26 protein-coding genes are annotated in these 25,435 nt (G+C 58.2%); 10 read left to right on the top strand and 16 right to left on the bottom strand.

The genetic code is table 11. The annotated features are described in order from the left end of the window. Positions 1-76: 76 nt before the first annotated feature. Positions 77-802, bottom strand: coding sequence for a 30S ribosomal protein S2 (rpsB, locus tag QDI87_RS09680; protein ID WP_036378270.1), 726 nt, complete (start codon positions 800-802; stop codon positions 77-79). Between the two features lie 468 nt (positions 803-1,270). On the opposite strand from rpsB, the gene QDI87_RS09675 reads away from it, so the two are divergent. Both QDI87_RS09675 and QDI87_RS09670 read left to right on the top strand, forming a co-directional pair. Next, positions 1,271-2,485, top strand: coding sequence for a dicarboxylate/amino acid:cation symporter (locus QDI87_RS09675; RefSeq protein WP_036378271.1), 1,215 nt, complete (start codon positions 1,271-1,273; stop codon positions 2,483-2,485). Positions 2,486-2,646: 161 nt separating this feature from the next. After that, positions 2,647-3,162, top strand: a complete 516-nt coding sequence (locus QDI87_RS09670) for a hypothetical protein (RefSeq protein WP_148485479.1) — start codon at positions 2,647-2,649, stop codon at positions 3,160-3,162. 82 nt (positions 3,163-3,244) lie between these two features. Here the strand turns inward: QDI87_RS09670 and QDI87_RS09665 are convergent, their stop codons facing one another. Next, positions 3,245-4,624, bottom strand: a complete 1,380-nt coding sequence (locus tag QDI87_RS09665; protein ID WP_036378274.1) for an amino acid permease — start codon at positions 4,622-4,624, stop codon at positions 3,245-3,247. 208 nt (positions 4,625-4,832) lie between these two features. On the opposite strand from QDI87_RS09665, the gene QDI87_RS09660 reads away from it, so the two are divergent. From QDI87_RS09660 to QDI87_RS09645, 4 genes are all read left to right on the top strand, one after another. Next, positions 4,833-5,471 carry a YigZ family protein gene (locus QDI87_RS09660; protein ID WP_036378276.1) on the top strand — a complete coding sequence of 213 codons (639 nt, stop codon included), beginning with the start codon at positions 4,833-4,835 and terminating at the stop codon, positions 5,469-5,471. A gap of 95 nt (positions 5,472-5,566) precedes the next feature. Next, positions 5,567-6,706: a trans-sulfuration enzyme family protein gene (locus tag QDI87_RS09655; RefSeq protein ID WP_036378277.1), complete on the top strand. Its 1,140-nt coding sequence runs from the start codon at positions 5,567-5,569 to the stop codon at positions 6,704-6,706. Between the two features lie 48 nt (positions 6,707-6,754). After that, positions 6,755-7,930 (top strand): MalY/PatB family protein, encoded by a 1,176-nt coding sequence (locus QDI87_RS09650; protein WP_036378278.1) that lies wholly within the window; start codon positions 6,755-6,757, stop codon positions 7,928-7,930. Between the two features lie 28 nt (positions 7,931-7,958). Next, positions 7,959-8,483: a DNA-deoxyinosine glycosylase gene (locus QDI87_RS09645; RefSeq protein WP_036378279.1), complete on the top strand. Its 525-nt coding sequence runs from the start codon at positions 7,959-7,961 to the stop codon at positions 8,481-8,483. Positions 8,484-8,690: 207 nt separating this feature from the next. Here the strand turns inward: QDI87_RS09645 and feoB are convergent, their stop codons facing one another. The 3 genes from feoB to QDI87_RS09630 form a co-directional block, all read right to left on the bottom strand. Further along, a complete protein-coding gene (feoB, locus tag QDI87_RS09640) occupies positions 8,691-11,036 on the bottom strand; it encodes a ferrous iron transport protein B (RefSeq protein ID WP_036378280.1) in 2,346 nt (781 codons plus the stop codon). A gap of 172 nt (positions 11,037-11,208) precedes the next feature. Beyond that, a complete protein-coding gene (locus tag QDI87_RS09635) occupies positions 11,209-11,409 on the bottom strand; it encodes a Sec-independent protein translocase subunit TatA/TatB (protein WP_036378305.1) in 201 nt (66 codons plus the stop codon). Positions 11,410-11,543: 134 nt separating this feature from the next. After that, complete coding sequence (locus QDI87_RS09630) at positions 11,544-12,944, bottom strand: PLP-dependent aminotransferase family protein (RefSeq protein ID WP_036378281.1); 1,401 nt, start codon at positions 12,942-12,944, stop codon at positions 11,544-11,546. Between the two features lie 138 nt (positions 12,945-13,082). Between QDI87_RS09630 and QDI87_RS09625 the strand changes: the two genes are divergently transcribed. Continuing rightward, complete coding sequence (locus tag QDI87_RS09625) at positions 13,083-13,607, top strand: ECF transporter S component (RefSeq protein WP_036378283.1); 525 nt, start codon at positions 13,083-13,085, stop codon at positions 13,605-13,607. Here QDI87_RS09625 and QDI87_RS09620 read toward each other — a convergent pair. Further along, positions 13,604-14,065: a methylated-DNA--[protein]-cysteine S-methyltransferase gene (locus QDI87_RS09620; protein WP_036378306.1), complete on the bottom strand. Its 462-nt coding sequence runs from the start codon at positions 14,063-14,065 to the stop codon at positions 13,604-13,606. The genes QDI87_RS09625 and QDI87_RS09620 overlap by 4 nt on opposite strands. 122 nt (positions 14,066-14,187) lie before the next feature. Continuing rightward, entirely contained in the window at positions 14,188-14,862 is a 675-nt protein-coding gene (locus tag QDI87_RS09615; protein ID WP_036378285.1) for a hypothetical protein, read from the bottom strand. A gap of 184 nt (positions 14,863-15,046) precedes the next feature. Here QDI87_RS09615 and QDI87_RS09610 point away from each other — a divergent pair, with 184 nt between their 5' ends. Then, entirely contained in the window at positions 15,047-15,409 is a 363-nt protein-coding gene (locus tag QDI87_RS09610; protein ID WP_036378286.1) for a heavy-metal-associated domain-containing protein, read from the top strand. A gap of 69 nt (positions 15,410-15,478) precedes the next feature. Here the strand turns inward: QDI87_RS09610 and QDI87_RS09605 are convergent, their stop codons facing one another. From QDI87_RS09605 to thiD, 8 genes are all read right to left on the bottom strand, one after another. Next, entirely contained in the window at positions 15,479-16,870 is a 1,392-nt protein-coding gene (locus QDI87_RS09605) for a GDSL-type esterase/lipase family protein (protein ID WP_036378288.1), read from the bottom strand. Positions 16,871-17,089: 219 nt separating this feature from the next. Next, complete coding sequence (locus tag QDI87_RS09600) at positions 17,090-17,908, bottom strand: SDR family oxidoreductase (protein ID WP_036378289.1); 819 nt, start codon at positions 17,906-17,908, stop codon at positions 17,090-17,092. Positions 17,909-17,992: 84 nt separating this feature from the next. After that, positions 17,993-18,361, bottom strand: coding sequence for a PTS glucitol/sorbitol transporter subunit IIA (locus tag QDI87_RS09595; RefSeq protein ID WP_036378290.1), 369 nt, complete (start codon positions 18,359-18,361; stop codon positions 17,993-17,995). A gap of 35 nt (positions 18,362-18,396) precedes the next feature. Then, complete coding sequence (gene srlE / locus QDI87_RS09590) at positions 18,397-19,413, bottom strand: PTS glucitol/sorbitol transporter subunit IIB (RefSeq protein WP_036378291.1); 1,017 nt, start codon at positions 19,411-19,413, stop codon at positions 18,397-18,399. Positions 19,414-19,484: 71 nt separating this feature from the next. Then, a complete protein-coding gene (gene srlA / locus QDI87_RS09585) occupies positions 19,485-20,039 on the bottom strand; it encodes a PTS glucitol/sorbitol transporter subunit IIC (RefSeq protein WP_278743150.1) in 555 nt (184 codons plus the stop codon). 41 nt (positions 20,040-20,080) lie between these two features. Next, on the bottom strand, positions 20,081-20,500 hold the full coding sequence (locus QDI87_RS09580) for a transcriptional regulator GutM (protein WP_244881915.1): 420 nt from the start codon (positions 20,498-20,500) through the stop codon (positions 20,081-20,083). An 18-nt stretch (positions 20,501-20,518) separates the two neighbouring features. Next, positions 20,519-21,457, bottom strand: coding sequence for a sugar-binding transcriptional regulator (locus tag QDI87_RS09575; RefSeq protein WP_036378295.1), 939 nt, complete (start codon positions 21,455-21,457; stop codon positions 20,519-20,521). Positions 21,458-21,699: 242 nt separating this feature from the next. Then, positions 21,700-22,506, bottom strand: coding sequence for a bifunctional hydroxymethylpyrimidine kinase/phosphomethylpyrimidine kinase (gene thiD, locus QDI87_RS09570; protein WP_036378296.1), 807 nt, complete (start codon positions 22,504-22,506; stop codon positions 21,700-21,702). Between the two features lie 258 nt (positions 22,507-22,764). Between thiD and QDI87_RS09565 the strand changes: the two genes are divergently transcribed. Further along, a complete protein-coding gene (locus QDI87_RS09565; protein ID WP_036378297.1) occupies positions 22,765-24,108 on the top strand; it encodes an MFS transporter in 1,344 nt (447 codons plus the stop codon). Between the two features lie 163 nt (positions 24,109-24,271). Further along, entirely contained in the window at positions 24,272-24,901 is a 630-nt protein-coding gene (locus QDI87_RS09560) for a flavodoxin family protein (RefSeq protein WP_036378298.1), read from the top strand. A gap of 64 nt (positions 24,902-24,965) precedes the next feature. Here QDI87_RS09560 and QDI87_RS09555 read toward each other — a convergent pair whose 3' ends face one another. Further along, positions 24,966-25,373 (bottom strand): hypothetical protein, encoded by a 408-nt coding sequence (locus QDI87_RS09555; protein WP_036378299.1) that lies wholly within the window; start codon positions 25,371-25,373, stop codon positions 24,966-24,968. Positions 25,374-25,435 lie beyond the last annotated feature (62 nt).

The following is a 25,435-nucleotide window of genomic DNA, read 5'->3' as shown; positions in this document are numbered from 1 at the left end:
CCTCCTAATAAAAAGGAGGGGCAAGGGATAACTCCCTTACCCCTCCCGGTCTTCTTATCGAATCTGGATTTCTGGATTATTCAGCAGCCGGTGCTTCTGCAGCTTCTGCTTCGCTATCCTCACCCTGACGACCCTCGAGGACTGCATCAGCCATGCGGCCCGTGAGGAGCTTGACAGCGCGGATTGCGTCATCGTTGCCCGGAATGACGTAGTCGATCTCATCCGGATCGCAGTTCGTGTCGACGATTGCAACGATAGGAATGTTGAGCTTGCGAGCCTCAGCAACGGCGATGCGCTCCTTGCGCGGATCGACGATGAAGAGTGCGCCCGGCAACTTGTTCATCTCTTTGATACCGCCGAGGTACTGCTCGAGCTTCTCCATCTCGTGGCGAAGACCCTGGACCTCTTTCTTCGTGAGGACTTCGAACGTGCCGTCTGCTTCCATAGCCTCGAGCTCTTTGAGACGAGCGATGCGCTTCTGGATCGTGCGGAAGTTCGTCATCATGCCGCCGAGCCAGCGCTCGTTGACATAGAACTGGCCAGCACGCGTAGCTTCTTCCTTGATGGCTTCCTGAGCCTGCTTCTTCGTGCCGACGAAGAGGACGCTCTTGCCTTCCTCTGCAACGCTGCGAAGGAATGCATAAGCCTCGTCAACCTTCTTGACCGTCTTCTGAAGGTCGATGATGTAGATGCCGTTGCGCTCCGTGAAGATGTACTTTGCCATCTTCGGGTTCCAACGACGGGTCTGATGTCCGAAGTGGACACCTGCTTCAAGTAACTGTTTCATGGAAATAACTGCCATGTTGGTGCACCTCCTGTTTTTTTCTTCCGCACCTTTCATTTCTCTGCACCACCCATTTCGGGCACAGGGCAGCGATCGAGGCGCGTGCTATTTTTACACCGTTAGAAATTATATCATAAGAGAAGTGCCTTGACAATCGTTTCCCCGCATTTTTTTTGCGCGCTGCTCACAGGAATCATGCACGGCAAAGCTGTCTTCCTTATTATAAGCAAAATTATACGCAAAGAGATTGTGTCAAGGAATCGGATTCGATTTACAATAATACAGAATACTGCCCCGCATTGTCCACGTACGATGTATGTATACCGTATACTTATTCCATACCAGTGGACATCCCCTGCTCTTTTCTCTATAATAAAAAACTGTAATAAGGAATTGGCATTATCTATCATACAAATGCGAAAATATATCGCAGCCAATGACTGATCACGCATACGCGAAGTACGCAATACCCAAGGAGTGATTTTCATGAACTTATCGATCAAGATCTTCATCGCGCTCGTGCTGGCCGTCATCGTCGGCCTGATTGCGGGCGAACCGGCACTGCCGTTCATCAACTGGTGGATCGCCCCGATCGGCACGATCTTCATCAACCTCATCAAGATGATGATCGTCCCCGTCGTCCTCTGCTCGCTCGTCGTCGGCATGACGAGCCTCGGTGACACGACGAAGCTCGGCCGCATCGGCATCAAGACGATCCTGCTCTACCTCGTCACGACGGCTATCGCCATCATCATCGGCTTCAGCGTCGCAGGCCTCGCGCATCCGGGCCTCGGCCTCCAGATGACATCGGACGCTGTCGTCAAGGTCAAGGAAGCGCCGTCGATCATGCAGGTCTTCGTCGCGATGGTCCCGGCTAACCCGGTCGCTTCGATGGCCAAGGCGGATATCCTGCCGGTCATCGTCTTCGCGCTCTTCATCGGCGTCGGCATCCTCAAGGTCGGCGGCGAGCGCGCAGACATCCTGATCAAGTTCTTCGACGCCTGCGCGGAGGTCTCCTACAAGATCATCGGCATCGTCATGAGCTTCGCTCCTATCGGTGTCTTCGCCCTGCTGCTGCCGGTCGTCGCCAAGAACGGCCCATCCGTCCTGCTGCCGCTGATCTCCGTCATCGCCTGCGTCGCCGTCGGCTGCCTCATCCATGCGGTTGCCGTCTACTCGACGCTCGCCAAGGTCTGGGGCGGCCATACGCCGGCACAGTTCTTCCGTGGCATGAGTGAGGCGATGCTGATCGCCTTCACGACTTGCTCGAGTGCAGCGGCGCTGCCGGTCAACATGAAGAACAGCCAGGAGAAACTCGGCGTCTCGCGCGATGTCTCCTCCTTCGTCCTGCCGCTCGGCGCGACGATCAACATGGATGGCACGGCACTCTACATGGGCGTCTGCTCCCTCTTCATCGCGAACGTCTTCGGCATCGACCTGACGTACGGCCAGATGGCCATGATCGTCCTGACGGGCACGCTGGCCTCCATCGGCACGGCAGGCGTCCCGGGCGCCGGCCTCATCATGCTCGCGATGGTCCTGCAGAGCGTCAACCTCCCGATGGAAGGCCTCGCTCTCGTCGCCGGCATCGACCGTGTCCTCGACATGTTCCGCACCTGCCTGAACATCACCGGTGACGGCGCCGTCGCCATCGTCATGGATCAGGAAGAAAAGAGATACGCCAAGAAGCAAGCTGCGTAATCGCTTCCCACAACGACACACATTACAAGAAGCCTCCTGCATGGCAGGGGGCTTTTGATTTGCAGGTGATTTGCGGATTCAGATTCGATTTACATCGAGTCATATAAGACGCCGCAGCGGGCAGACAACACTGCGCAGGGCAGGCTGCTGAAAGAATTTTTTTGCCCTTCAATTTGACCCTGAAAAAGACAAAAACGCGCTGCGCTTGGACGCTTGTCTTTTTCAGGGGATCTGGTCGGCAAAAAAATTCTTTCTTGACGCAGCTCTGCCAATGCTCCGCTTATGTCTGCCCACTGCGGCTCAGTTCCTTCCCGCCCTATTCACTCGCTTCATTCATCTTCTTTTTTGCAGCTTCCATGAAACGAGATGAAGCCTTCTGTCAACACACGGAACTGCCTGGCTATCTCGATGTCCGAAGGCTCAGTTGCTCGAAAGAAGGCGGCACCAGCACCCCGTTAGCGGAGCGTTCAAATTCCTGCGTGAAGAAGCGATTTTTGTCTTCCTCTCATGCCCCTAGAAAAGAGCAGCCGTTCAAGCGCAGCGCGTTTTGCTCTTTTCTAGGGATTCATTGGAAGACAAAAATCGCTTTAGCAGGAATTTGCCGCGCAGCGTTGGGGTGCTGGTGCCGCCGTCTCGCCATGCTGGATGTCACGCAGTCCTGCACAGCGCAACGTTGACAAGCAGCTACGGCGCCTCCCCATGCGAGATGGCAACAAAAAAGCCGCCTCTATCCAAGAAGCGGCTTTTGACGGATTCGATTCAGTGAAGTGCACGTGCGGCGCTGGTGGCGCGGCGGTGCTGGCGCAGGCGGTACCAGGCCATCGGGAATACGAGCATGGGGACGCCGGCGTAGAGGGCCTCGCGCAGCTCTGGCTCGAAGACCATGACGACGAGGCAGAAGACCTGTGCCCAGATGCCGAACAGCGTGACATACGGGAAGAACGGCGTCTTGTAGCGCAGCGCCCCTTCCGTGCCCTCGGCGATCTTGCGCTTGCGGCTGCGGTACTCGCTCCAGCAGATCGAGATCCAGGCAATCGCGCCCGTGAAGCCCGATACGGCCAAGAGGTACGTGTAGAGCGCTGAATCCGGGTCAAACGAGTAGAGCAGGATGACGGCCCAGCACGCGCAGATCGAGACGAGGATGGAGCGCGACGGCATGCCGTTCTTGTTGATGTGGCCGAGCGTGCTCGGGGCCATGTCCATGCGCGCGAGCGCATGCAGGGCGCGAGCCGCACCGTAGAGGCCCGAGTTCGAGCACGAGATGGCCGCCGTCAGGATGACGAAGGCGAAGAACGCGCCGAAGCCCGAAAGGCCGTACTGCGTGACAGCTGCCGCAAAGACACTCTCATCGAGGCCCGCCTTGTCCCAAGGCAGGATGGAGATCAGGAGCGAGATTGGGATGATGTAGAGCGCGATGATGCGCCATGTCACGTTGCGCACCGCAATCGGGATGCTCTTCTCCGGCTTCTCGCACTCGCCGGCGGCAAGGCCGATAATCTCCGTGCCCTGGAAGTTGACGAGGATGATGACCATCGTCAGCACGATCGACCAGTAGCCGTTCGGCGCGAAGCCGCCGCTGCCGAGAAGGACCTTTGTGCCGATATAGCCCTGATCGCCGATGAGGCCGAGGCAGATGAGGCCGGCCACGATACTGAAGGCTGCAAGAGCGATGATCTTGATCAGAGACAGCCAGAACTCACTCTCGCCGAACTTATCGACATGGAACAGATTGAGAATCGTCACCAGGAGTCCGAAGAACACAGCCCACCAGAGCTGGCTGACTTCTGGTATAAAGTTATTCATGATGATGCCAGCGGCAATCATCTCGGATGGAACGTACGCAACCCAGGTCGTCCAGTAGGCCCAGCCCACACCGCAGGCCCAGGTCGGAGAGATGTGCTCCCTTGCATACGTGACAAAAGAACCCGATACAGGTTTTTCCACCGCCAGCTCCGCGAGGCAGAGCATGACGCAAAGCACGATGACCCCGCCCAAGAGATAGGCGAGGATCGCGGCCGGGCCCGCTTTTTCGAGAACATACCCGGTGCCGAGGAAGTAACCACTGCCGATGACCCCGCCCAGCGAGATCAGTTGCAGATGGCGATTCTTTAACCCTCTGTTCATTTTCGACTCGTTCATTACCTTAATAACACAACCTTCCCAGTGCCGCTTCGATCTGTGATTTGTATAGCATTGCCATCCGCGACACTTCCATTATTTCAACCTAAAGGATACTACAAAACGATAGCAATTACCATAGCTCTGCAGATAAAATTTTCAGATGAGACATACGCGCAGGAAATAGGGTATAATTATTTTAAGAAAGAAATACATCCAGGAGGCAATCATGAACGGCTACCGAACCATACGCGAGACGGACGACTCCGTCGAGACGCTCTACGAGATACAGAAATCGAGATTCATCACGCACATCCGCCACGTCGAGACGGAGGAAGAAGCGCGCGCCTTCATCCAGGCCATGAAGAAGCAGTACTTCGACGCGCGCCACAACTGCTCTGCCTACGTGCTCGGCGAGCGCGCCGACAAGCAGAAGTCAAACGACGACGGCGAGCCGGGCGGCACGGCGGGCAACCCCATCCTCGAGGCCATCAAGAAGAACGCATTGACGGACGTTGTCATCGTCGTCACGCGCTACTTCGGCGGCATCAAGCTCGGCGCGGGCGGACTCATCCGCGCCTACGGCCATGCCGCCGTGCTCGGCATCGAAGCGGCCACGCGCATCGAGATGACGCCCTTTACCGAGCTCCATGTGACAATCGGCTACGACCTCCTGGCGACAGTCGAGCACTGGATCCGGCAGCAGGAGATCCGCACAGAGGAGGCCGACTACGCCGAAGCTGTCACGCTCCACCTCCTGCTGCCGCCCGCAGAAGTCGAGTCGCGGCTGATGGAACTGCGCGACCTCACAAGCGCCAACTTCCAGTCGGAAGAGGGTGCGACGCGGCGCATCGCCCTGCCGTGCTGATGTCATTGACAAGAACAGCTGCTTTCCCTTATAATAGCAGCTATACCTACTAGAACGATATGTCTTCCAAAGATTTGCTTAACAGGAGGAATCTCATGAACGATTACACCCTTGAAGTGCACGGCTGCCACAAATACGATGCGACCGGCGCCATCAGCGAACCGATCTACCTCTCGGCGACATACCGCCACCCGGGCTACAAGCAGAGCACGGGCTTTGACTACGGCCGCGTCGCCAATCCGACGCGCAAGGAGCTCGAGGACGTCCTCGCCAAGCTCGAGCGCGGCCAGCGCGCCTGGGCCGTCTCATCGGGCATGGCCGCCATCAACATGGTGCTCCATCTGCTGAATCCCGGCGACCACATCCTGCTCTCCGAGGACCTCTACGGCGGCACCGTCCGACTCGTCAACGACATCTACAAGAAGTACGGACTGACCTTCGACTACGTCAACACGGCCGACCTCGAGGCGACGGCGGCAAAAATCCGCCAGGAGACGAAGATGATCTTCATCGAGACGCCGTCAAACCCGATGATGCTCGTCAGCGATATCCGCGCCCTCGCTGCGCTCGCCCACGAGAACGGCGCCCTGCTCACCGTTGACAATACCTTCCTCTCGCCGCATTTCCAGAAGCCGCTGACGCTCGGCGCCGACATCGTCGTCCACAGTGCGACGAAGTACATCTGCGGCCACAACGACATCATCGCGGGCGTCATCGCGATTGCCGACGCTGATGCCGGCTACGGCAAAGATCTCGAGCTCTACATCAAGTCGGAAGGGCCGAACCTGACGCCGATCGACTCGTGGCTGCTGCTGCGCAGCATCAAGACGCTCGGCCTTCGCGTCGAGCGCCAGGAAAAAAATGCCATGAAGATTGCCGACTGGCTCAAGCGTCAGCCGACTGTCACCGATGTCTACTACGTCGGACTGCCCGACCATCCGGGCCACGCGCTCCACAAGAGCCAGGCCACGGGCTTTGGCAGCATGATCTCCTTCAAGGTCAAGTCGCCAGAACTCGCCATCAAAGTGCTCGGCCGCCTCAAGCTCATTGCCTTCGCCGAGAGCCTCGGCGGCGTCGAAAGTCTGCTGACGTACCCGATCGCCCAGACGCATGCCGAGATGCCGAAGGAGCTGCTCGCGCGCACGGGCCTCGACGACCGCCTGCTGCGCTTCTCTGTCGGCATTGAGGATCCCGAGGACCTCATTGCTGACCTCGACCAGGCCTTGAACAGCTGATCCCTCCGGCTCCCTGCTAGCCCTTCCCACAGAAAGCGAGTGATTTTTATGCCAATTGATTTTGATACAGTCATCGACCGCCGCGGCACCTCGTGCTTCAAATACGACTTTGCCGTCGAGCGCGGCTATCCGCAGGGCATCCTGCCGTTCTGGGTCGCCGACATGGACTTTTCCACACCGCAGCCCGTCATCGCGGAGCTCACGCGCCGCGTCCAGCACGGCATCTTCGGCTACACCGACCCGAAAGAGTCGTACAAGCAGACCATCGTCGACTGGATGACGGAGCACCACGACTGGACGCCCTCGACGAAGGCCCTGACCATCACGCCGGGCGTCGTCTTCGCGCTGGCCACAGCCGTGCGCTGCTTCACGAAGCCCGGCGATGCCGTCCTCCTGCAGCAGCCCGTCTACTATCCGTTCAGCGAGGTCATCCGCCAGAACGGCCGCCAGCTCGTCAACAGCTCTCTTGTCCTCAAGGACGGCCACTACGAGATTGACTTTGCGGACTTTGAAGATAAGATTGTCAAAAATAATGTCAAGCTCTTCCTGCTCTGCAGCCCGCACAATCCGGCCGGCCGCGTCTGGACGCGCGAGGAGCTGCTGCGCATCGCCTCCATCTGCCTCAAGCACGATGTGCTGATTGTCTCCGACGAGATCCATGAGGAGTTCGTGCGCCCTGGCTTCCGCCACACAGTGCTCGCCTCGCTCTCGCCGGAGATTGCGGCGCAAACGATCACCTGCACCTCGCCGTCGAAGACCTTTAATCTCGCCGGCCTGCAGATCTCGAACATCTTCATCGAGAATGACGAGCTTCGCAAGCGCTTCCGCGCTGAGATCTCGGCGGCCGGCTACAGCCAGCCGAACGCGCTCGGCCTCTTCGCCGCCCAGGCAGCCTACGCAGAAGGCGGCTCGTGGCTCAAGGAGCTCTTGGCCTACATCGAAGGCAATTACAAGAAGACGAAGGCCTTCCTCGCCGAGAAGATGCCCAAGGTGACGCTTATCGAGCCTGAGGGCACGTACCTTCTCTGGCTCGACTTCTCGGCCTACGGCCTCTCCGACGAAGAGCTCGACGACATCATCATCAACGACGCGAACCTCTGGCTCGACTCCGGCCACATCTTCGGCAAGGCGGGCCGCGGCTTCCAGCGCCTCAACATCGCCTGCCCCTGGAGCACGCTCCAAAATGGCCTCGAGCATCTGGCCAAGGCCTTTGAGAACCGCTGACTCGCTTATCCAGAAAGGTCGCATCCACATGCTCTGTATCGGACTGTCGCCCAGCATCGACAAGGATTGCCGGGCGCTCATCTTAGGCTCCATGCCCGGCGTCAAGTCGCTCGAGGAACAGCAGTACTACGCCCATCCGCAGAACCGCTTCTGGCCGATGATGGCCGACCTGCTCGGCGAAGCGCTGCCCTCCCGCTATGAGGAAAAGCTCGCTATGCTGCTAGACCACCACATTGCCCTCTGGGATTCTATCGGGCAGTGCGAGCGCGAGGGCAGCCTCGACTCCGCCATCCGCGAGGAGCGGGGCAATGACTTCACTGCGCTATTGCAGGCGTACCCGGCCATCCGGGCCATCTTCTTCAACGGCGGCAAGTCGTCCCAGGCCTTCCGGCGCCACAACAAGGCGCTGCTCCAGCGTCCCGACATCGCCTTTTACGCCATGCCCTCGACGAGCCCGGCCAACGCCCGCTGGCGCCTGCCCATGCTCGAAGAGACGTGGCGAAAAGCTTTGACAGAGGCCGGAATCCTCTGCTATACTGAAAGCAAGAAATAGCGGCGAACCATTCGTCCGCTGCCGATTCACCCCATGCCATAATCGACAGGAGGTCTATATGCCATCTTCCATCTGGCTGATCTTAGCCATCATCGTCACCGCGTTCTTCTTCTATCTCGAGACACGGGACGTCGAAGATTGACATGCAGAAAAGCGGCTGTACATCGCGTACAGCCGCTTTTTAGTATCTCGATATCTTGATCTTGATTACAGGAGCATGCCGATTGTATGGACGATAAAGGCGACGATCCAGGCGATGACGCACTGGAAGATGACGACCCAGATGGCCCACTTCGTGCCGAGCTCGCGTTTGACGGAGGTGATGGCAGCGACGCACGGCGTGTAGAGCAGGCAGAAGGCCAGAAGCGATGCAGCCGCAAGAGGCGTCAGCACCGTCGAGATGGAGCTCGTGCCGAACAGGACGCCGAGTGTCGAAACGACGCTCTCCTTGGCCATGAAGCCCGAGATCAGCGCCGTCGAGATGCGCCAGTCGCCGAAGCTGAGCGGCGCAAAGACAGGCGCGATGACGCCCGCGATCGAGGCGAGCATGCTCTCGGAGGAATCCGCGACCATGTCGAGGCGGAAGTCGAACGTCTGCAGGAACCAGATGACAATCGTCGCGATGAAGATGACGGAGAAGGCGCGCTCGAGGAAGTCCTTCGACTTTTCCCAGAGCAGCTGCATGACATTGCGGCGGCCCGGCATGCGGTAGTTCGGCAGCTCCATGACAAAAGGCACGGCCTCGCCCTTGAAGATGGTGTTCTTGCCGAGGTAGGCCATGAGGATGCCGACAAGCATCGCGCCGAAGTAGAGGACGATCATCGGCAGGGCGCCGTAGTCGCCGAAGAATGCCGCGATGAAGAAGCCGTAGATTGGCAGCTTGGCCGAGCAGCTCATGAACGGCGTCAAGAGAATCGTCATGCGGCGGTCGCGCTCAGAAGGCAGCGTGCGCGTCGACATGATGGCCGGGACCGAGCAGCCGAAGCCGATGAGCAGCGGCACGATACTGCGGCCCGACAGTCCGATCCTCCTGAGCCACTTGTCCATGACGAAGGCGATGCGCGCCATGTAGCCCGTGTCCTCGAGCAGGGACAGGAAGAAGAAGAGAGTCACGATGATCGGCAGGAACGACAGCACCGTGCCGACGCCCTGGAAGATGCCGTCGATGACGAGCGAGTGCATCGCCTCATTGACGCCGGCAGCCGTCATGGCGGCATCCGCCTCATCCTGCAGGAAGGCAATGGCTGCGGCCATGAGGTCCTGCAGGGCCGCGCCGATGACATTGAACGTCAGGTAGAAGACGAGGCTCATGATGGCGATGAAGGCCGGGATGGCCGTGTACTTGCCCGTCAGGATCTTGTCGATGCGGCGGCTGCGCTCGTGCTGGCGGCTCTCGTGCGCCTTGTGGAACGTGCGGTCGACGAGCTTGCCGATGAAGGAAAAGCGCATGTCGGCGATGGCCGCCGAGCGGTCGAGGCCGCGCTCCTTCTCCATCTGGCAGATGATGTGCTCGATCATCTCCATCTCGTTCTGGTCGAGCATCAGCGCTTCGATGACATGGCTGTCGCCCTCGACAATCTTCGTCGCGGCGAAGCGGACCGGGATGCGCGCTTCCTTCGCGTGATCCTCGATGAGGTGCATGATGCCGTGCAGGCAGCGGTGCACCGCGCCGCGATGACTCTCCGCATCGCAGAAGTCCATGCGGCCCGGCTTCTCCTGGTAATGCGCGACGTGCAGGGCGTGCGCGACGAGTTCCTCGATGCCCTCGCCCTTGGCTGCCGAGATCGGCACGACCGGGATGCCGAGCAAGGACTCCATCGCATTGATGTCGACGGAGCCGCCATTGCCCGTGAGCTCGTCCATCATGTTGAGTGCGAGGACCATCGGGCGGTCGAGCTCGATGAGCTGCAGCGTCAGGTAGAGGTTGCGCTCGATGTTCGTCGCGTCGACGATGTTGATGATGCCCGTCGGCTGCTCGCGCAGGATGAACTCGCGCGAGACGATTTCCTCTTCAGTATACGGCGACATCGAGTAGATGCCCGGCAGGTCCGTGATTTTCGTGTTCGCGTGGCCGCGGATGCTGCCGCTCTTTTGGTCGACCGTGACGCCCGGGAAGTTGCCGACATGCTGGTTCGAGCCCGTCAGCTGGTTAAAAAGCGTCGTCTTGCCGCAGTTCTGGTTGCCCGCGAGCGCAAACGTCAGCAACTGGCTGTCGGGCAGCGGGTGCTCGCCCTGCTGCACGTGGTAGCGGCCGCCCTCGCCGAGGCCCGGATGGTCCGTCGGTTCATGCGGGATGTGGACCGCTGGATGCTGGTCCGACTCCCAGCCCGGCAGCTTCTCGATACCAATCTGCTTCGCATCGTCGATGCGCAGTGTCAGCTCATACTCGTGGATGCGGAACTCAATGGGATCCCCCATCGGCGCGAACTTCACGAGCGTGATCTCCGCGCCCGGTATCACGCCCATGTCGAGGAAATGCTGCCGCAGCGCTCCCTCTCCGCCGACCGAGCGCACCACTGCGCGCTCACCGGCTTTTAATTCATTCAGATACATAAGACTCTCCTTTTGTCGTAAATACACACCTTCATTGTACTCAAAAAATCTGAGATTGCAAATCAAGTTTAACCGACTGCCCGTCATGACACGATGTTGGGCGACAACAAGGGGTTAAAAAAAGAGCATCCCTGAGGTATTCCTCAAAGATGCTCGTGCACGGATGCGAGATTCACTTTGCAACAGTCTCGGTCTTCTGCTCTGCCTGGGCAATCTGTTTGGCCTCCGCCTTCTCGTCTTCGGTGACGGCGGATTTGAATTCGCGGACGCTCTTGCCGAGCGATTTGCCGACGAGCGGCAGTTTGCCCGGTCCGAAGACCAGCAAGCCGATTGCGAAGATCAGCAGGAGTTTTGGTACGGTAAGACCCATCAACATAAGAAGCACCTCTATCTTTCATCTATCCACTGCGAGTGACGACTCTGTCTCATTGTTTCTCATTATATCATGAATCATCATATATGGAAAATATAGATTCCCTATCGGGTACATAGCAAATATCTATACGGTCACGCCTCAAGGCATGAGACGATGCGGTCGATGGCCTCGTCGAGGCAATCCTCTTCCATGCCAGAGTAGTTGAGCACGAAGGTGTGCGCCGCGCCCTCGGCACTACCGACGTAATAGTCGCTGAGCGGACGCATGCGGATGCCCTTCTGCGACAATTCCTGCTGCAGCACATGATCGTCTTTCCCCGTGTGGAAGCGCAGCAGGAAGTGGAGGCCGGAGCCGCGCTCGATGAGGTCGGCGTGATGGAAGAGGCCGCCCGCCTTCATCGTCTGCAGCAAGGCCTCGCGCCGCTTGCGGTAGCAGTTGCGCATGCGGTTGATGTGCTTCTCGAAGTAGCCTGCGCGGATGAAGCGCGCGAGCGTATACTGCTCAAAGTTCGAGACGGTGCAGCTGTAGAAGCCGAGTTCTCGGTGGAAGACCTTGACGAGCTTGTCGGGCAGGACCATGTAGCTGATGCGGATGGTCGGCGTCAGTGTCTTCGAGAAGGTGTTCATGTAGATGACACGGCCGCTGACATCGATGCCCATCATCGTCGGGATGGGGCGGCCCGTCAGCCGGAATTCACTGTCGTAATCGTCCTCGATGATAAAGCGGCCCTCGCCCGCGCTCGCCCATCCCAGCAGCTCATAGCGCCGGCTGATCGGCGTGATGCAGCCCGTCGGGAAGTGGTGCGACGGGCTGATGTGCAGGACGTCGACACCTTTTTCTTGGAGTTCCTGCGGGCAGATGCCCTGCTCGTCCATCGCCACGGGCACGCAGCGCACGGCATTCTGGCGGTAGACCTGGCGGATCTTGTCAAAGCCGGGATTCTCAACGCCGAAGCACTTGTCGCGCCCCAAAAGCTGCACGAGCAGTCCGTAGAGGTACTCCGTGCCCGCGCCGACGACGATCTGCTCCGGCGCGACATCGAGGCCGCGGAAGCTGCGCAGATGATTGGCGATTGTCTCGCGCAGGCTCATGATGCCCATACCGGGCGAGCGCTCCAAGAGCTCTTCGGCCTGCTGCGCCATGACCTGGCGCAAGAGGCGCGTCCACGTCTTAAACGGGAAATCCTCGGGGCGCAGACTGTTGGCCGTGAAGTCGGCCAGGTACTCAGGCAAACACGCTTCCGGTTTGCGATGGACACGCTGCGCCTGAGCGGGCTTGATGGGCAGGCTGGAAAGACGCGCGACAAAGAATCCCTTCTTCGGCACCGACTGGCAATAGCCTTCCGCCACCAACTGACCATATGCGCCCTCGACCGTGATGACGCTGATGCCGAGCTGGTGCGCGAGCGAGCGCTTCGACGGCAGCTTCTCGCCCGCCTGCAGGCGCCCGGCGAGTATGTCCGCACGGATGCAGCGGTAGAGGTGCTCGTAGAGCGATTCCGCCCCGATGTTCTCGAATGAATAGGTCAGCACAGCAAACGCCCTCTCTCCATCTGGTACTATCTTATCGTCATGCTTTGAATCTTTTTCTAAGGTCAAAACCAGTATATACTAGTCAGCAATAGGACACAAGTCCAGATTGAAAAAACAAGACGAAAGAAGGAAATCATCATGGCATCATCTGTACATCCATCCTCTTCATTCACCACGCGCGAGCTCTGCCTGGCGGCCGTCATGGCGGCCGTCGTCTTCCTCGCGACCTTCGTGCCGCGCATCCCGATCCCGCTCGGATACGCGCATCTCGGCGATGCGGCCATCTTCCTCATGGTGCTCTTCTGCGGGCGCCGCGAGACACTGATCGCGGCCTGCTTCGGCTCGGCGCTCTCGGACCTCATCGGCGGCTTCCCGCTCTGGATCTTGCCGACGCTCATCATCAAGTACTTCATGGCGGACATTGCCTGGCGCGTCATCCGACCAGACAAGACAAAGGCCTCGCCCGCTCGCCTCGTCGTCGGCTTCCTGCTCGCCTCGGCCTGGATGGCTGCTGCCTACACGCTCTTCGGCGCACTGCTCTACGACAGCCTCGCAGCAGGCCTCGCCTCAGCACCGGGCCTCATCGCAGAAGGCGTGCTGAACAGCGCGATCGCGATCGTCGCAGCGGGCATCCTGCAGAAGACACCGCTCGGACAGCGTTAACGGCGCTCCAGCTCCAATAAAGCCTCCTTCATCGGCAGCCCCCAGGCATATCCTGTGAGACTGCCGTTCGTGCCAATGACGCGGTGGCACGGGACACAGATACTCAGGGGATTGGCTCCGACGGCGCCGCCGACAGCATGGTAGGCCCCCGGCCGCCCGATGGCCTCCGCCAGTCTCTTGTAAGTCGTCGTCTCGCCGTAGGGGACTTTCTCGAGCTCCTTCCAGACCTGCAGGCGAAACGGCGTGCCCACGAGCCTGTAGGGGAACGTGAACGCGCGCCGCTCCCCTTCCAGATACTCGTGGAGCTCCCGCGCCGCCCAGTCCGTCACCTCGCTCGGGCGCTCTTCCTCCTGCCGCTCCTTCACGACATCGATAGCAACAACCGCGCCCCCTTCCTCCACGATGCGGAAGAAGCCGAACGGGCAGAGATACAGTCCGATGTGCTTTATCTTTTCCATGATCATCACCTCATGGCCATTCTAGCAGGATGCATGGCCATTTTCTACGAAAAAGCTCACCAAAAAAGAGATTCCCGATGTGCCCAATCACATCGTGGAATCTCTTTCTGTCTCACATAGTCTCACTGCCAGCCCTGCAGTGTCCAGTAATCCTCGATGCCCTTGACGATCGGGTCGAAGATCTCGTCGGTGTTCGTGATGTGCGTGACCTGGAAATGGCCATCGCTTTTCTGCACGAGCTCGACTTTGACGGTCATCTGCGGCACGAGGCGGCCGTAGTCGGAATCATCGCCTGTGACGAGGAACGTCGCCTCAGCCCAGTCGCCCCCCTTGCGCTCGACGCCCTGGAGCTTGGCGCTGTAGTGCTGCGTGAATTTCTCAGCCTCGCCCGCAATCCACTTCGCCTGCTCGTCGCTCTCGCCGATTGGCGCGATGGTCGGCGTCAGGAAGAATTCGAGACTGCGGTTGATGAAGACGAGATCGCTCTCGCGGCGCTCCTTGATGTACGATTCCATGAAGGCCGTGTCGTGGCAGAAGAACCAGTCCTGCGGATACTCTCGGTGGAGCCGCTCAATGTCGCGCGCGAGAATCTCTGTGCTGCTGTCATACCCTTTCGTGACGATAGAGGAAAGGTCAGCATAGCGCTGCACCTTCTGCGCGTCATGCTCTCTGGCGCCCTCCATGAGCTCGTTCAGCGCATATTCCGGCGTGCGGGCCGACTGGTAGCAGTAACCGCTGACACCGATGGCCACGAGCAAGAGGACCACGATCGCGATGAATCCCTTCCTGCGCTTCATAAATAAAACCTCCTAGAAGAATAAAATGATGGATGGATAGTATTCCCCGATTGTATTCAGTCATTTTAGCAGGCTTTTCTGAGTATTATCTGGAGACAGTAAGGCTTGACAGATACCCCCAGCTGGTATATAAATAGTAATGAAGTTTATTTTCAATTACGTTGTTATACAGGGGGAATCCATCATGGCTACAGCAATCGTCGGCATCGTCGTCCTCGTCGCGCTCTTCTTTGCCGTCAAGGGCGTGCTCAAGCATTTCCGTGGGGAAAGCAGCTGCTGCGGAGGCGGGGATGTCAAAGTCCCGAAAAAGAAACTCACAGGCACCATTGTCGCGACGAAGGTCGTCGATATCGAGGGCATGACCTGCGGTCACTGCAAGGCCCGCGTCGAGCAGGCACTCGACACGATTGACGGCGCTGCTGCTGAGGTCAACCTGCACCGCAATCACGCCATCGTCAAGATGACGCGCGAGGTCAGCGACGACGAGATCCGCCGCGCCCTCGCCGGCAGCGGCTATACGATCACGGGCATCCATATCAAAGACTGACTGCGCACCAAAAAAGCCGCATTCCATGACACGGAATGCGGCTTTTTGACGTATGAAACTGACACGCGGTCAGGAATTCGTCTTCTTCGTCAGGCTCTGCGTGACCCAGGGAAAGGTCGCCTCGAGGTACTGGCCGATCTTCTCGCCCATCGACTTCTTGGCGAGATAATCGGGGTGCAGACCGTCCGTCGTGTAGTCGGAGCGCAGCCAGCCGCGCTCGTCGGCCAGAGCGCTGGCTACATCGACAGAATACGGCTGCTTCTTGACCCAGGCGCAGACAAACTGCTGATGCGTGAGCCAGTCCGGCGTCGGATGCTCGATGCCGGCGCGGTGGATCATGAGGCTCGGATTGATCGGCGTCGGCGTCACGAAGACCGGGATGATGCCGTAGGCCGCGCACTTCTCCTTGAGCGCCTTGAGATGCTGCACGACGGTCCAGCCGTACGTGCCGGCGCGGTAGTCATTTACGCCGCCCATGATGACGAGGATGCGCGGGGAGAACGGCAGGACATCGTGCTCGAAGCGGTCGATCATGTCCTGCGTCGTGTTGCCGCTGACGCCGAGGTTCTTGATGGGCACGGACGAATACGTCTCCCAGTTGTAGAGCGGATACGAGGGCGGCACGCTCATGACGCCGCCGCCGTGCGTGATGCTGTCGCCGAGCGCCGCGATCGGGGTCGGCGAAGTCACCGTGAAGCCGTTCTTCGCCGACCAGTCACTCAAGGGCGCGCCGTCCGCATCCACAGAGCGCACGCGCCAGTAGTAGCGGCCCTGCGTCGTGTAGGCGTCCCAGTCGTAGACATCGTACTCACCAGCCTGCAGCGTCTTTAAGTACATGTCCTGCGAGCCCACCTCGCGGTAGACCTGCACCTCATGGTGCTTCGCGCCCGGCATCGGTATCCACGAGTAGACAGGGTACTCCGCCGCATAGTCCATCGCGTCGTAGTCCGACGTCGCAAGCGGTGCCGTCGGGTTCAGCGTGCCAGACGTCAGCGGCTGCGGCGTGGAATACGAGTTGACGGGATTGCCGTTGTAGTCGAGTCCGCGCACCTTCCAGTAGAAATTCGCCGCAGCCTTGCCGTAGCGGCCGACCTCAATGTCAACGCCATTGGCAAAAATCTGATTCTGCGTCATGATGACATTCGGCAGTGTGTCCTCTGCAGAGCCGAGGATCTCGACCTGGTACTTGACGGCCCCCGGCACGTGATCCCAGACCAGGCGCACACTGCGGATGTCAACCGACTGGCCCGCAGATGTATCCGCCTTGGCCGCCGCCTCGATCTGCTGCGCCGCCTTCGTCTCCGTCACAGCCGGTTTCTGCCCCGCCTTCTCCGCGAGCACCGATGTCGCCGTGACATGGCCATCATCCCCCGTCGCTGCCTGCGCGGCAGACGGCAGGGCCAGCCCTGCCGTCAGGCAGCAAAGCCCCAGCAGTTTCGCGAGTTTCTTTATCTTCATCATGATGGATTCATCTCTTCCTTTTCCTTCTTTTTGTTTGCGTTCCGTTCCAGACAAGCCCCTGCGGGGCATCTGGCGATTGCCTTTCCATCTTATCACGGTTGGCACAGTCAGGCAAATTTTTCAATTTCCCCGAAAAAGAAAAGAGATGCACTCTGCCAGAGAGTGCATCTCGAAAGACATAAAGAATGGGTAAGGATGGTGGATTGCGGCAGAAGGGCATCAGCCTCTCGTCTTGCCGCCGGCCACGTTGTACGTGACACCGTGGATATACGAAGCGCGGTCACTGGCGAGGAAAAGGACGAGATTGGCCACCTCGGTGAGCTTGCCGCTGCGGCCGAGCGGCGTCGTCTTCGTGTTCTTATAGCCCTTGCGCAGGTCTTCGACCGTGATGCCGCGCGTGTAGGAAAGCGCTTCTTCATAGGCCAGTGTGCGCAGGCCCGTCGCCTCGAGGATGCCCGGCGCCACGCCGACAACACGGACATTGTAGCGGCCGAGTTCCTTGGACCACGAACGCGTAAAGGAGTTGACCGCATTCTTCGTCGCCGCATAGATGCTCTGGCCTTCAGAGCCTTCGAGACCGCTCTCCGAGCTCATGTTGATGATGACACCAGCGCCATTGCGGACAAATTCATGGCCCAGGGCCTGTGCCATGAGGTACACGCCCTTGATGTTGACGCTCGTGACTTTGTCATAGACTCTTTCACTGAGCTCATACTTGCCGTGCGGATCCTTTGGATCCACGAGCAGGCACGGGATGTTGATGCCTGCGTTGTTGACGAGGATGTCGAGCTTGCCAAAAGCCGCTTTTGCCTTCTCGACCATCGCTGTGACGCTCTCCGCTTTCGTGACATCGGTCACGACGTAGAGCAGCTTTCCCCTGCTCCCGCCGAGCTCAAATTCCGGCTCGTCCGGGTTCATGTCACAGACTACGACATTCGCACCATTATCGAGAAATGACTGCGCAACCGTTTTGCCGATGCCGGATGCACCGCCCGTCACTACTGCTGTTTTCCCTTCCAGATTCAACCACGAAGTCATGAATATCTCTCCTATCTTTTCTTACCACACGACATCTGAATGATGTCTGATGCTGGGGACGTTTCACATCGCTTGCCAGCCCCTTCATCTCTTATAGATGGCAATCTCCTCGCCGGGAGCAATGTCGCCGATCTCTTTGTCCTCGAGATAGAGGCTACCTTCCAGATTCTCCCCTTCTTTGTTTCCATTGAAGCGCAGTGTGATGTGACCGAGGTCGCGCAGGTTCTTCTGGACCTGGCTGCCGACATAGATAATCTTGTACGCTTCCTTGCCGAGCTGGAAGATGTCGCCTGGTTCGACGATATCCTCGAGCTTGTTGCCGCGGTGCAGGACGCAGTATTCGCGGAGTTCCTGAGGCGCATTCTCATTGAACAGGATGAGCATGCGCGCCCCCTTGAACGCATGAACCTGAGCACCGAGTTCCTGTACGATTGTACTGTAATATTTTTTCATTGGAATACCTCCTGATATACATCCATGGAAATTCATCAAGCCTCATAGAGCCCGAAGCTGGCGAGCCAAGCGAGAATGACGGAAAGCGGTCCCGTGATGAAGCGGGAATAGAGCACGGAAGGCACACCGACTTCGACCGTCTTCGCATCTGCTTCGGCCAAGCCGAGACCGACCGGGATAAAATCACAGGCGCACTGCGCATTGATGGCGAACAGCGCCGGCAGGGCAAGATGCGGCGGGACTGCGCCCTTGCCGATCTCGACGCCGATGAGCACGCCGATGACCTGCGCGATAACGGCCCCCGGTCCGAGGAACGGTGAGAGGAACGGGAAGGAGCAGATCAGCGACAAGATGATGAGTCCGCCCACATTGCCAGCTAGCGGCACGAGCAGGTGGGCAATGATGTCGCCGATGCCTGTCGAGAGGATGATGCCGATGAGCATCGAGACGAAGGCCATGAACGGCAGGATGGTCTTGATCATCGTGTTGATGGTCTCACGGCCGGCCTGATAAAAGACAGCAACGATACCGCCCATGAACTGACCGACCTTCGCCATAAAACCGGCCTGCTGCTCCGAGATTTTCTTCGACGTGTCATAGTGACGGCTGCCCATGCCGCCCGGTGCCGCCGCATCATGCTGCACTTCTTCTGCCGCGGCCGGTTCAGCAGCGTCAGTTTCCTCTGCAAAAGCCAGATCCTTTTCGCGCACAGCCGAGACGTAGATATCCGGTTTGATGAACTGCGCGAGCGGACCGCTCGGGCCAGTCGGATTGAGGTTGATCGTCCGGATACGCTTCTGCGGGTAAATGCCACAGCGCAATGTGCCGCCGCAATCAATGACGACTGCCAGGATTTCCGCGTCAGGAACACTCGTCTTGAAGCCATCCACCAGCTCACAGCCCGTCATTTCCGCCAGTCTCTTGGCAACGGGCGAGATGACACCGCCCGTGATATTGACGATCTTGTTCTGTTTCTTATTGGGATGCAGGTGCAGCGGACCGCCGAAACCGCCGGAACCAGCTGTGACGATGACGTCTTTATACTTTGCCATGATGCCTTTCTCCTTTTTCATGTATCACATATGTCCATATGTTGTAGTATCAGCCTAAAATTTTTTAGGGATCACGATTTTGTCGGCACAAGCTCCTTGCTGAGCTTCACTCCCTGCTGCTTTTGCACGTAAGCCGTCATGAAATCTGTGATCCAGCCGCGCAGGAAATTGATGACAATGCCGATGAGGAAGTAGCGCAGTGCAAGATCAACCGTCGGCAGTCCGAGTGCCGAGATGCCGTTTGCCACACCGAGGAAGACAAAGATTTCCGCCGGGTCGACGTGCGGGAAGAGCCCGTTCATCGTATGGCAGGAAGCGGATGCTGCTGCGTAATACGATGGCTTATAGTACTCCGGCAGGAATTTGCCCAGAGACAAGGTCATCGGATTGCAGAAGAAGAACGTGCCGACGACCGGCAGCAGGATGTAGCGCGTGATGACGTTGCCACCGCAGATGCGCGCAAACTTCTCGATTTTTTCCTGCCCCACAAAAGCGATGATCGAATTCATGGCGACAAGCAGGCAGATGAGTGTCGGAATGATGCCGCCCACCCAGCCGACAAAGGTCTCACCACCTTTGTTGAACATGCCGATAAAGCCCTGTGCCAATAAAACCATGGTGTCCATCAAAATCTCTCCTTTTCTTTTTCCCTTTCTTTTTCCCTATTCTATCTTCCAGCAGGCGTCACGGATACATGGCGTTTTTCTTGCTGGAGCTCCTGATAGGAAAGATAGTCCTGACGCGCATTCAACGCGGCTCTGACCTGTTGGCGTGTCAGGCCTCTTTCCTCACAGATCGATTTGTGAATACTTAGAAGATTTAGTTCATTAAGAGCGGTGAAGGGGCGGCATTTGGCAAAGACCGTGACACCTTCCAATAATTCTCCCTTGATGATGCGGCAATCTTCGTCAATGCAGAGCAGGACAATGGCTCCCGCCAGGAACCTCCCCTTCGATTTGCCGATGGCCACGCGCCCAAACCGGCGGAGCTCCTTGACGCGGCGGTTGAAGCGGCGGAATTGCCAGAGCGCCAGCAGGGTCTGCATAACCCAGACTACAATCGCCGCCAAGAACAACATCCCTATCATGAAATCTCACCCTCCTCATCATTCATGCAGCAGAATGGTTGCCGTCGACTCGTCCGTGATCAGCACATTGATGAGATGGCCGCGCAAGGCCCCCATGATCGCTGGAACTTTCTCACGTGAAGCAGCCATGCCGATGCTGTACGGCAAGCCGCGCAAGGTATCGAGCGGTATGGCAATCGTGCGATCCGTAAAGGGCGTCTGCACGGGACTTCCATCCTTGTCGTAGAAGACGGAGCAAATCTCCCCCACGGCCCCAGTGCGCCGCATGGAATCGATAGCATCCCGGCCAAAGTATCCCGCCCAGACGAGATTCGACGACTTGACCGGTGCACCGATACCGACAATCGCAATGTCAAGGCGCTGCCAGAACTGCGAGATCTTCTCATAATTCGCATCCTGTACGATGGCATCGCGGATCTCCGGCGTGCGCGTAATGGCCGGTGCGTAGATGTAATGACTGCGGCCGCCGACCGTCTTGGCCATCTCATAACAGATTGTATTGACGTGATGATCACTGTCAATGCTCTCCGGCCCTCCGTCAATCGGCACAAAATCGATGTCAAGCTGCGGCATCTTCTCGTGATGCGCGTATTTCGTGAGTTCCTGGATGGTAGAACCCCACGCCATGCCGACGACCTGTCCATCCGCCATGATGCGGCGCAGCAGGTTGAGTCCGGCCTGCGCCATGCTCTGCTTGATGGCGAGCATGTCGTAGCTCTTGGGCACGACGTAAGCCTCGCGCAGACCGAAACGCCGTTCCAGGGCCGCTTCAAGATCTTCATACGAATCGCTCTCAACCTCTATCTTGACAATGCCGCTCTTCATCGCCTTCTTGAGATACTTGCTGATGGTCGTGCGGTCAACGCCCATGCGCGAGGCAATCTCGCTCTGCTTCAGATGGTCGAGATAGTACATGCTGGCCGCCTTGATCAGGATGCGTCGCTCTACTGGCATCATGATGTCTTCGCCTCCCTTTTTATTGTCACATTTGTGATATTATTTCTCGTTTGCTCTCTTGTTGGTTCTTATATTAGCAGTAAAGCTACCTACTTTCAATCTTTTTCTTATGTTTTCTAATGATTTTTCTGCTATTCTCAATGAATTTCTCATTTATTGTCACATATGTTTCAACTATGTCTCATTTGTGCGAATCAAAAAAGCCCCTTGCGGGGCTTCTGTCACACAGGCACATCAGATATTCAGTTCTCGAAGAAATCGCCATGGAGATTCCAGCTGTGGTCGACCGGCCCGCTGCCCATGCCAAGGTCCATCTTCGCCAGCAGAGCCCCAAACAGGTATGACTTCGCGCGGCCAATCGACTCCGCAAGGTCGAAACCTTTGGCGAGGTTTGCCGCAATCGCGCTCGAGAGCGTGCAGCCCGTGCCATGCGTATTGGGATTCTCGACGCGCGTGCCGCGGTACCATTTCTCACCCTTGCCGTCTGCCATGACGAGCAGGTCGCTCGCCTCGCCAGCGGAGTGACCGCCCTTGGCCAGCACATTGACACCGGCCTGCGCCGCGAGATGTTCGGCCGCCCGCTGGAAGGCCGCCTCATCCGCAATCTCTTGTCCCGTCAGGACGCTGAGCTCTGGGATGTTCGGCGTGATGACCTCTGCGAGCGGGAAGAGCTCCTGCACGAGTACCTCGACGGCATCATCGGCGAGCAACTTTGCCCCGCTCGTCGCGACCATGACGGGATCCACCACCACGTGTTCTGCCCCGTAGCCCTGCAGCTTTTCTGCGATGACGTGAATGAGTGCGGGCGAAGCAACCATGCCGATCTTGACGGCATCCGGGCGGATGTCTTCCAAGACAGCATCGAGCTCTGCCGCCAGGAACTCCGGCGTGGCCTCCTGCACCATGCGGACGCCCTGCGTGTTCTGCGCCGTCAGGGCCGTGATGGCACTCATGCCGTAGACGCCGTTGGCCAGCATCGTCTTGAGGTCCGCTTGCACGCCTGCGCCGCCGCTCGAATCACTGCCCGCGATTGTCAGTACCTTTTTCATATGGATTCCTCCTGCATATCACGAAAAATTTTAACACTTCCATCTTACAACGCAGGCCGCTTCCTGTAAAGGAAATCAGTCGGTTCCATTCGGATTCCATCGGCTCAGTGATGAATTGCTCCGACTTCTCGCCGGGCCCTTGCATTTTCCTGAGAATCCGTTAAAATAACAATAACGCATTCAGCTGTCATGACAGTTGAATGAAGATATCATCATCGATTCATCTCATTTGAGGATTTTGGGAAAGAGGTTATTTGCATGATTCTCGAACGCCTGGAAGCCCTGCCGGTTGGCTCCTTCCACTACAAGCTTCTCTTGGTCACGGGCCTCGGCTGGCTCTTCGACTCGATGGACACGGGTCTGATTGCCTTCGTCCTGCCTGTCTTGACAAAGGACTGGGGACTCACGCCTGCACAGGCCGGCTGGATTGGCTCGATTGGCCTCATCGGCATGGCGCTTGGCGCCGTGCTCGCCGGCACGGTCGCCGACCGCATCGGCCGCAAGAAGGTCTTCACGATCACAGTACTGCTCTACAGCATCTCGACAGGACTCTGTGCTCTTTCTTGGAGCTATGAGTCGCTGCTCGTCTTCCGCTTCCTCGTCGGCTTCGGACTCGGCGGTGAGTTGCCGGTCGCTGCGACGCTCATGAGCGAGTACGCACCGAGCCATCTGCGCGGGCGCTTCATCGTCCTGCTCGAGAGCTTCTGGGGCGTGGGCTGGCTCGTCGCCGCCTGCATCGCCTACCTGCTGATCCCGCGCTTTGGCTGGCAGATTGCCTTTGTCATCGGCACGATTCCGGCGCTCTACGTCTTCCTAATCCGCCTGCACATGCCGGAGTCCGTGCGCTATCTGATCTCGCACGGCCGCATCAATGACGCCAAGGACATCATCCTCGAACTCGAGCGCAAGCTCCACGTCGAGAGCCGCCCGTTCGCCAAAGAGCTCAGTGAAGCAGAGCGCGAACAGCCAAACGCCGCTGCGACGAGCTTCACGACGCTCTGGACGAAGCCATTCCGCACGCGCACCATCATGCTCTGGCTCGCCTGGTTCGGCATTGTCTTCAGCTACTACGGTATCTTCATGTGGCTGCCGTCCATCGTCTTTGCCCAGGGCTTTGCCGTCGTCAAGACGTTTGAATACGTGCTCATCATGACGCTCGCCCAGCTGCCAGGATACTACGCTGCCGCCTGGCTCGTCGACGTCATCGGCCGCAAGTACACGCTCTCGCTGTTCCTTCTGATGTCCGGTATCTGCAGTTTTTTCTTCGGCAATGCCGCAAGCGCTTCTTCGCTTCTCGCCTGGGGTGCGGCCATGAGCTTCTTCAACCTCGGTGCCTGGGGCGTCATCTACACTTACACGCCAGAGCAGTACCCGACGACGATCCGCGCACTCGGCTCCGGCTGGGCGGCAGGCTTCGGCCGCATCGGCGGCATGATTGCCCCGATGCTCGTCGGCATGATGCTCGCCAACGCCTTCGGCATGAGCACCATCTTCCTGATGTTCGCCTCTGTCTTCGTCATCATCTCCGCCGTCGTCCTGACACTCGGCAAGGAGAGCAAGCAGAAGACGCTCGAAGAGCTCGAAGAAGCCTACGAGAACTGATTTCCGTTCACCACATTTCAAATCTCGCACATCGCATGCAAAAAAGAGCTTGGCCGCCAAGCTCTTTTTCTGTCATAATCTGCATCGTTGACAGGACTTTGGGCCATGGAGCGCGAAGAAGATAGGCAAACGTATTATAATCTTATTCGCAGAGGTAATCACTATGAGCAAAATCCTTTTGATCAACGGCAGTCCCAATGAGAAGGGCTGCACCTACACCGCACTGGCAGAGATTGCCGCCACACTCCACGAGCAGGGCGTCGAGACGGAGATGATCTGGCTCGGCAAGAAACCGGTGCAGGACTGCATTGCCTGCCACAGCTGTATGAAGACCGGCCGCTGTGTCTTTGCGGACATCGTCAATGAGACGGCCGACAAACTCGCCGCTGCCGATGGCCTCGTCGTCGGCTCGCCCGTCTACTACGGCGGCCCGACGGGCTTCATCACGAGCTTCCTCGACCGCCTGACCTTCAGCTGCACGAAGGACACCAGAATGCACGGCAAAGTGGCCGCCTCCATCGTCTCCTGCCGCCGCGGCGGCGCGACGGCAGCCTTTGACCGCCTGAACAAGTACTTCCAGATGTCCAACATGGTCGTCGTCGGCTCCCAGTACTGGAACCAGGTACACGGCTTCACACCGGACGAAGTCCGCAAGGACCTCGAAGGCCTGCAGACGATGCGCACACTCGCGCGCAATATCGCCTGGATCACGAAGTGCATCGAGGCCGGCAGACAGGCTGGCATCGACTATCCCACGCACGAACTCGTCACCATGACGAACTTCATCGACTGATCTTCCCATAAAAAATGCTGCCATAGAGGAGCGCTCTCCTCTGTGGCAGCATTTTTTGTCGCAATCAGTTCAGCACGACGTAGCCGATAACAAAGCTGATGATGAAGATCATAAAGTAGATGACGATGGCCTTGTTGCTGAGCCAGTCGCTCGAGAGGTCGACCTCGGGCAGTTCGACATGGGGCTTCTCGAGATGCGGCATCGCGACATGTGGGACCTCGATATGCGGTGTCTCAATATGAGGCATCGTGACATGCGGTGCTTCAAGATGCGGCTTCTCGATGGAGGGTACCTGCGGCAGCCTGCCCTGCTTGGCCCGCGCGCGCAGCTCCGGCACGAGCGGGATGAGGAAGGCCAGCGCTGCGAATATCACAGCGCCGCGCGTCCCCACGGTCTTGATGGCGATGACACCGAGCAAGATGCCGATGGCCACGCCGAAGCACAGGACTTTCTTTTCTCTATCACTCATCATGATTCCATTCACATCCTTTTCCTGAAGTATAGCACCGCGGCCGCATTCAGGCAAGGAGAGCG

Source organism: Mitsuokella jalaludinii, from assembly GCF_928722185.1.
Classification (GTDB): domain Bacteria; phylum Bacillota; class Negativicutes; order Selenomonadales; family Selenomonadaceae; genus Mitsuokella; species Mitsuokella jalaludinii.
This window is presented reverse-complemented; position numbering and strand designations above follow the sequence as displayed.

What these genes read in the sequence shown, in the direction of transcription:
- QDI87_RS09605 (WP_036378288.1), bottom strand. Translation starts at nt 16,870, where the DNA reads ATGATGAAGATAAAGAAACTCGCGAAACTGCTGGGGCTTTGCTGCCTG.
- feoB (WP_036378280.1), bottom strand. Translation starts at nt 11,036, where the DNA reads ATGTATCTGAATGAATTAAAAGCCGGTGAGCGCGCAGTGGTGCGCTCG.
- QDI87_RS09645 (WP_036378279.1), top strand. Translation starts at nt 7,959, where the DNA reads ATGCTCTGTATCGGACTGTCGCCCAGCATCGACAAGGATTGCCGGGCG.
- rpsB (WP_036378270.1), bottom strand. Translation starts at nt 802, where the DNA reads ATGGCAGTTATTTCCATGAAACAGTTACTTGAAGCAGGTGTCCACTTC.
- QDI87_RS09615 (WP_036378285.1), bottom strand. Translation starts at nt 14,862, where the DNA reads ATGAAGCGCAGGAAGGGATTCATCGCGATCGTGGTCCTCTTGCTCGTG.
- QDI87_RS09620 (WP_036378306.1), bottom strand. Translation starts at nt 14,065, where the DNA reads ATGGAAAAGATAAAGCACATCGGACTGTATCTCTGCCCGTTCGGCTTC.
- QDI87_RS09560 (WP_036378298.1), top strand. Translation starts at nt 24,272, where the DNA reads ATGAGCAAAATCCTTTTGATCAACGGCAGTCCCAATGAGAAGGGCTGC.
- QDI87_RS09565 (WP_036378297.1), top strand. Translation starts at nt 22,765, where the DNA reads ATGATTCTCGAACGCCTGGAAGCCCTGCCGGTTGGCTCCTTCCACTAC.
- QDI87_RS09660 (WP_036378276.1), top strand. Translation starts at nt 4,833, where the DNA reads ATGAACGGCTACCGAACCATACGCGAGACGGACGACTCCGTCGAGACG.
- QDI87_RS09600 (WP_036378289.1), bottom strand. Translation starts at nt 17,908, where the DNA reads ATGACTTCGTGGTTGAATCTGGAAGGGAAAACAGCAGTAGTGACGGGC.
- srlA (WP_278743150.1), bottom strand. Translation starts at nt 20,039, where the DNA reads ATGGACACCATGGTTTTATTGGCACAGGGCTTTATCGGCATGTTCAAC.
- srlE (WP_036378291.1), bottom strand. Translation starts at nt 19,413, where the DNA reads ATGGCAAAGTATAAAGACGTCATCGTCACAGCTGGTTCCGGCGGTTTC.
- QDI87_RS09575 (WP_036378295.1), bottom strand. Translation starts at nt 21,457, where the DNA reads ATGATGCCAGTAGAGCGACGCATCCTGATCAAGGCGGCCAGCATGTAC.
- QDI87_RS09665 (WP_036378274.1), bottom strand. Translation starts at nt 4,624, where the DNA reads ATGAACGAGTCGAAAATGAACAGAGGGTTAAAGAATCGCCATCTGCAA.
- QDI87_RS09580 (WP_244881915.1), bottom strand. Translation starts at nt 20,500, where the DNA reads ATGATAGGGATGTTGTTCTTGGCGGCGATTGTAGTCTGGGTTATGCAG.
- QDI87_RS09675 (WP_036378271.1), top strand. Translation starts at nt 1,271, where the DNA reads ATGAACTTATCGATCAAGATCTTCATCGCGCTCGTGCTGGCCGTCATC.
- thiD (WP_036378296.1), bottom strand. Translation starts at nt 22,506, where the DNA reads ATGAAAAAGGTACTGACAATCGCGGGCAGTGATTCGAGCGGCGGCGCA.
- QDI87_RS09625 (WP_036378283.1), top strand. Translation starts at nt 13,083, where the DNA reads ATGGCATCATCTGTACATCCATCCTCTTCATTCACCACGCGCGAGCTC.
- QDI87_RS09610 (WP_036378286.1), top strand. Translation starts at nt 15,047, where the DNA reads ATGGCTACAGCAATCGTCGGCATCGTCGTCCTCGTCGCGCTCTTCTTT.
- QDI87_RS09655 (WP_036378277.1), top strand. Translation starts at nt 5,567, where the DNA reads ATGAACGATTACACCCTTGAAGTGCACGGCTGCCACAAATACGATGCG.
- QDI87_RS09555 (WP_036378299.1), bottom strand. Translation starts at nt 25,373, where the DNA reads ATGATGAGTGATAGAGAAAAGAAAGTCCTGTGCTTCGGCGTGGCCATC.
- QDI87_RS09650 (WP_036378278.1), top strand. Translation starts at nt 6,755, where the DNA reads ATGCCAATTGATTTTGATACAGTCATCGACCGCCGCGGCACCTCGTGC.
- QDI87_RS09595 (WP_036378290.1), bottom strand. Translation starts at nt 18,361, where the DNA reads ATGAAAAAATATTACAGTACAATCGTACAGGAACTCGGTGCTCAGGTT.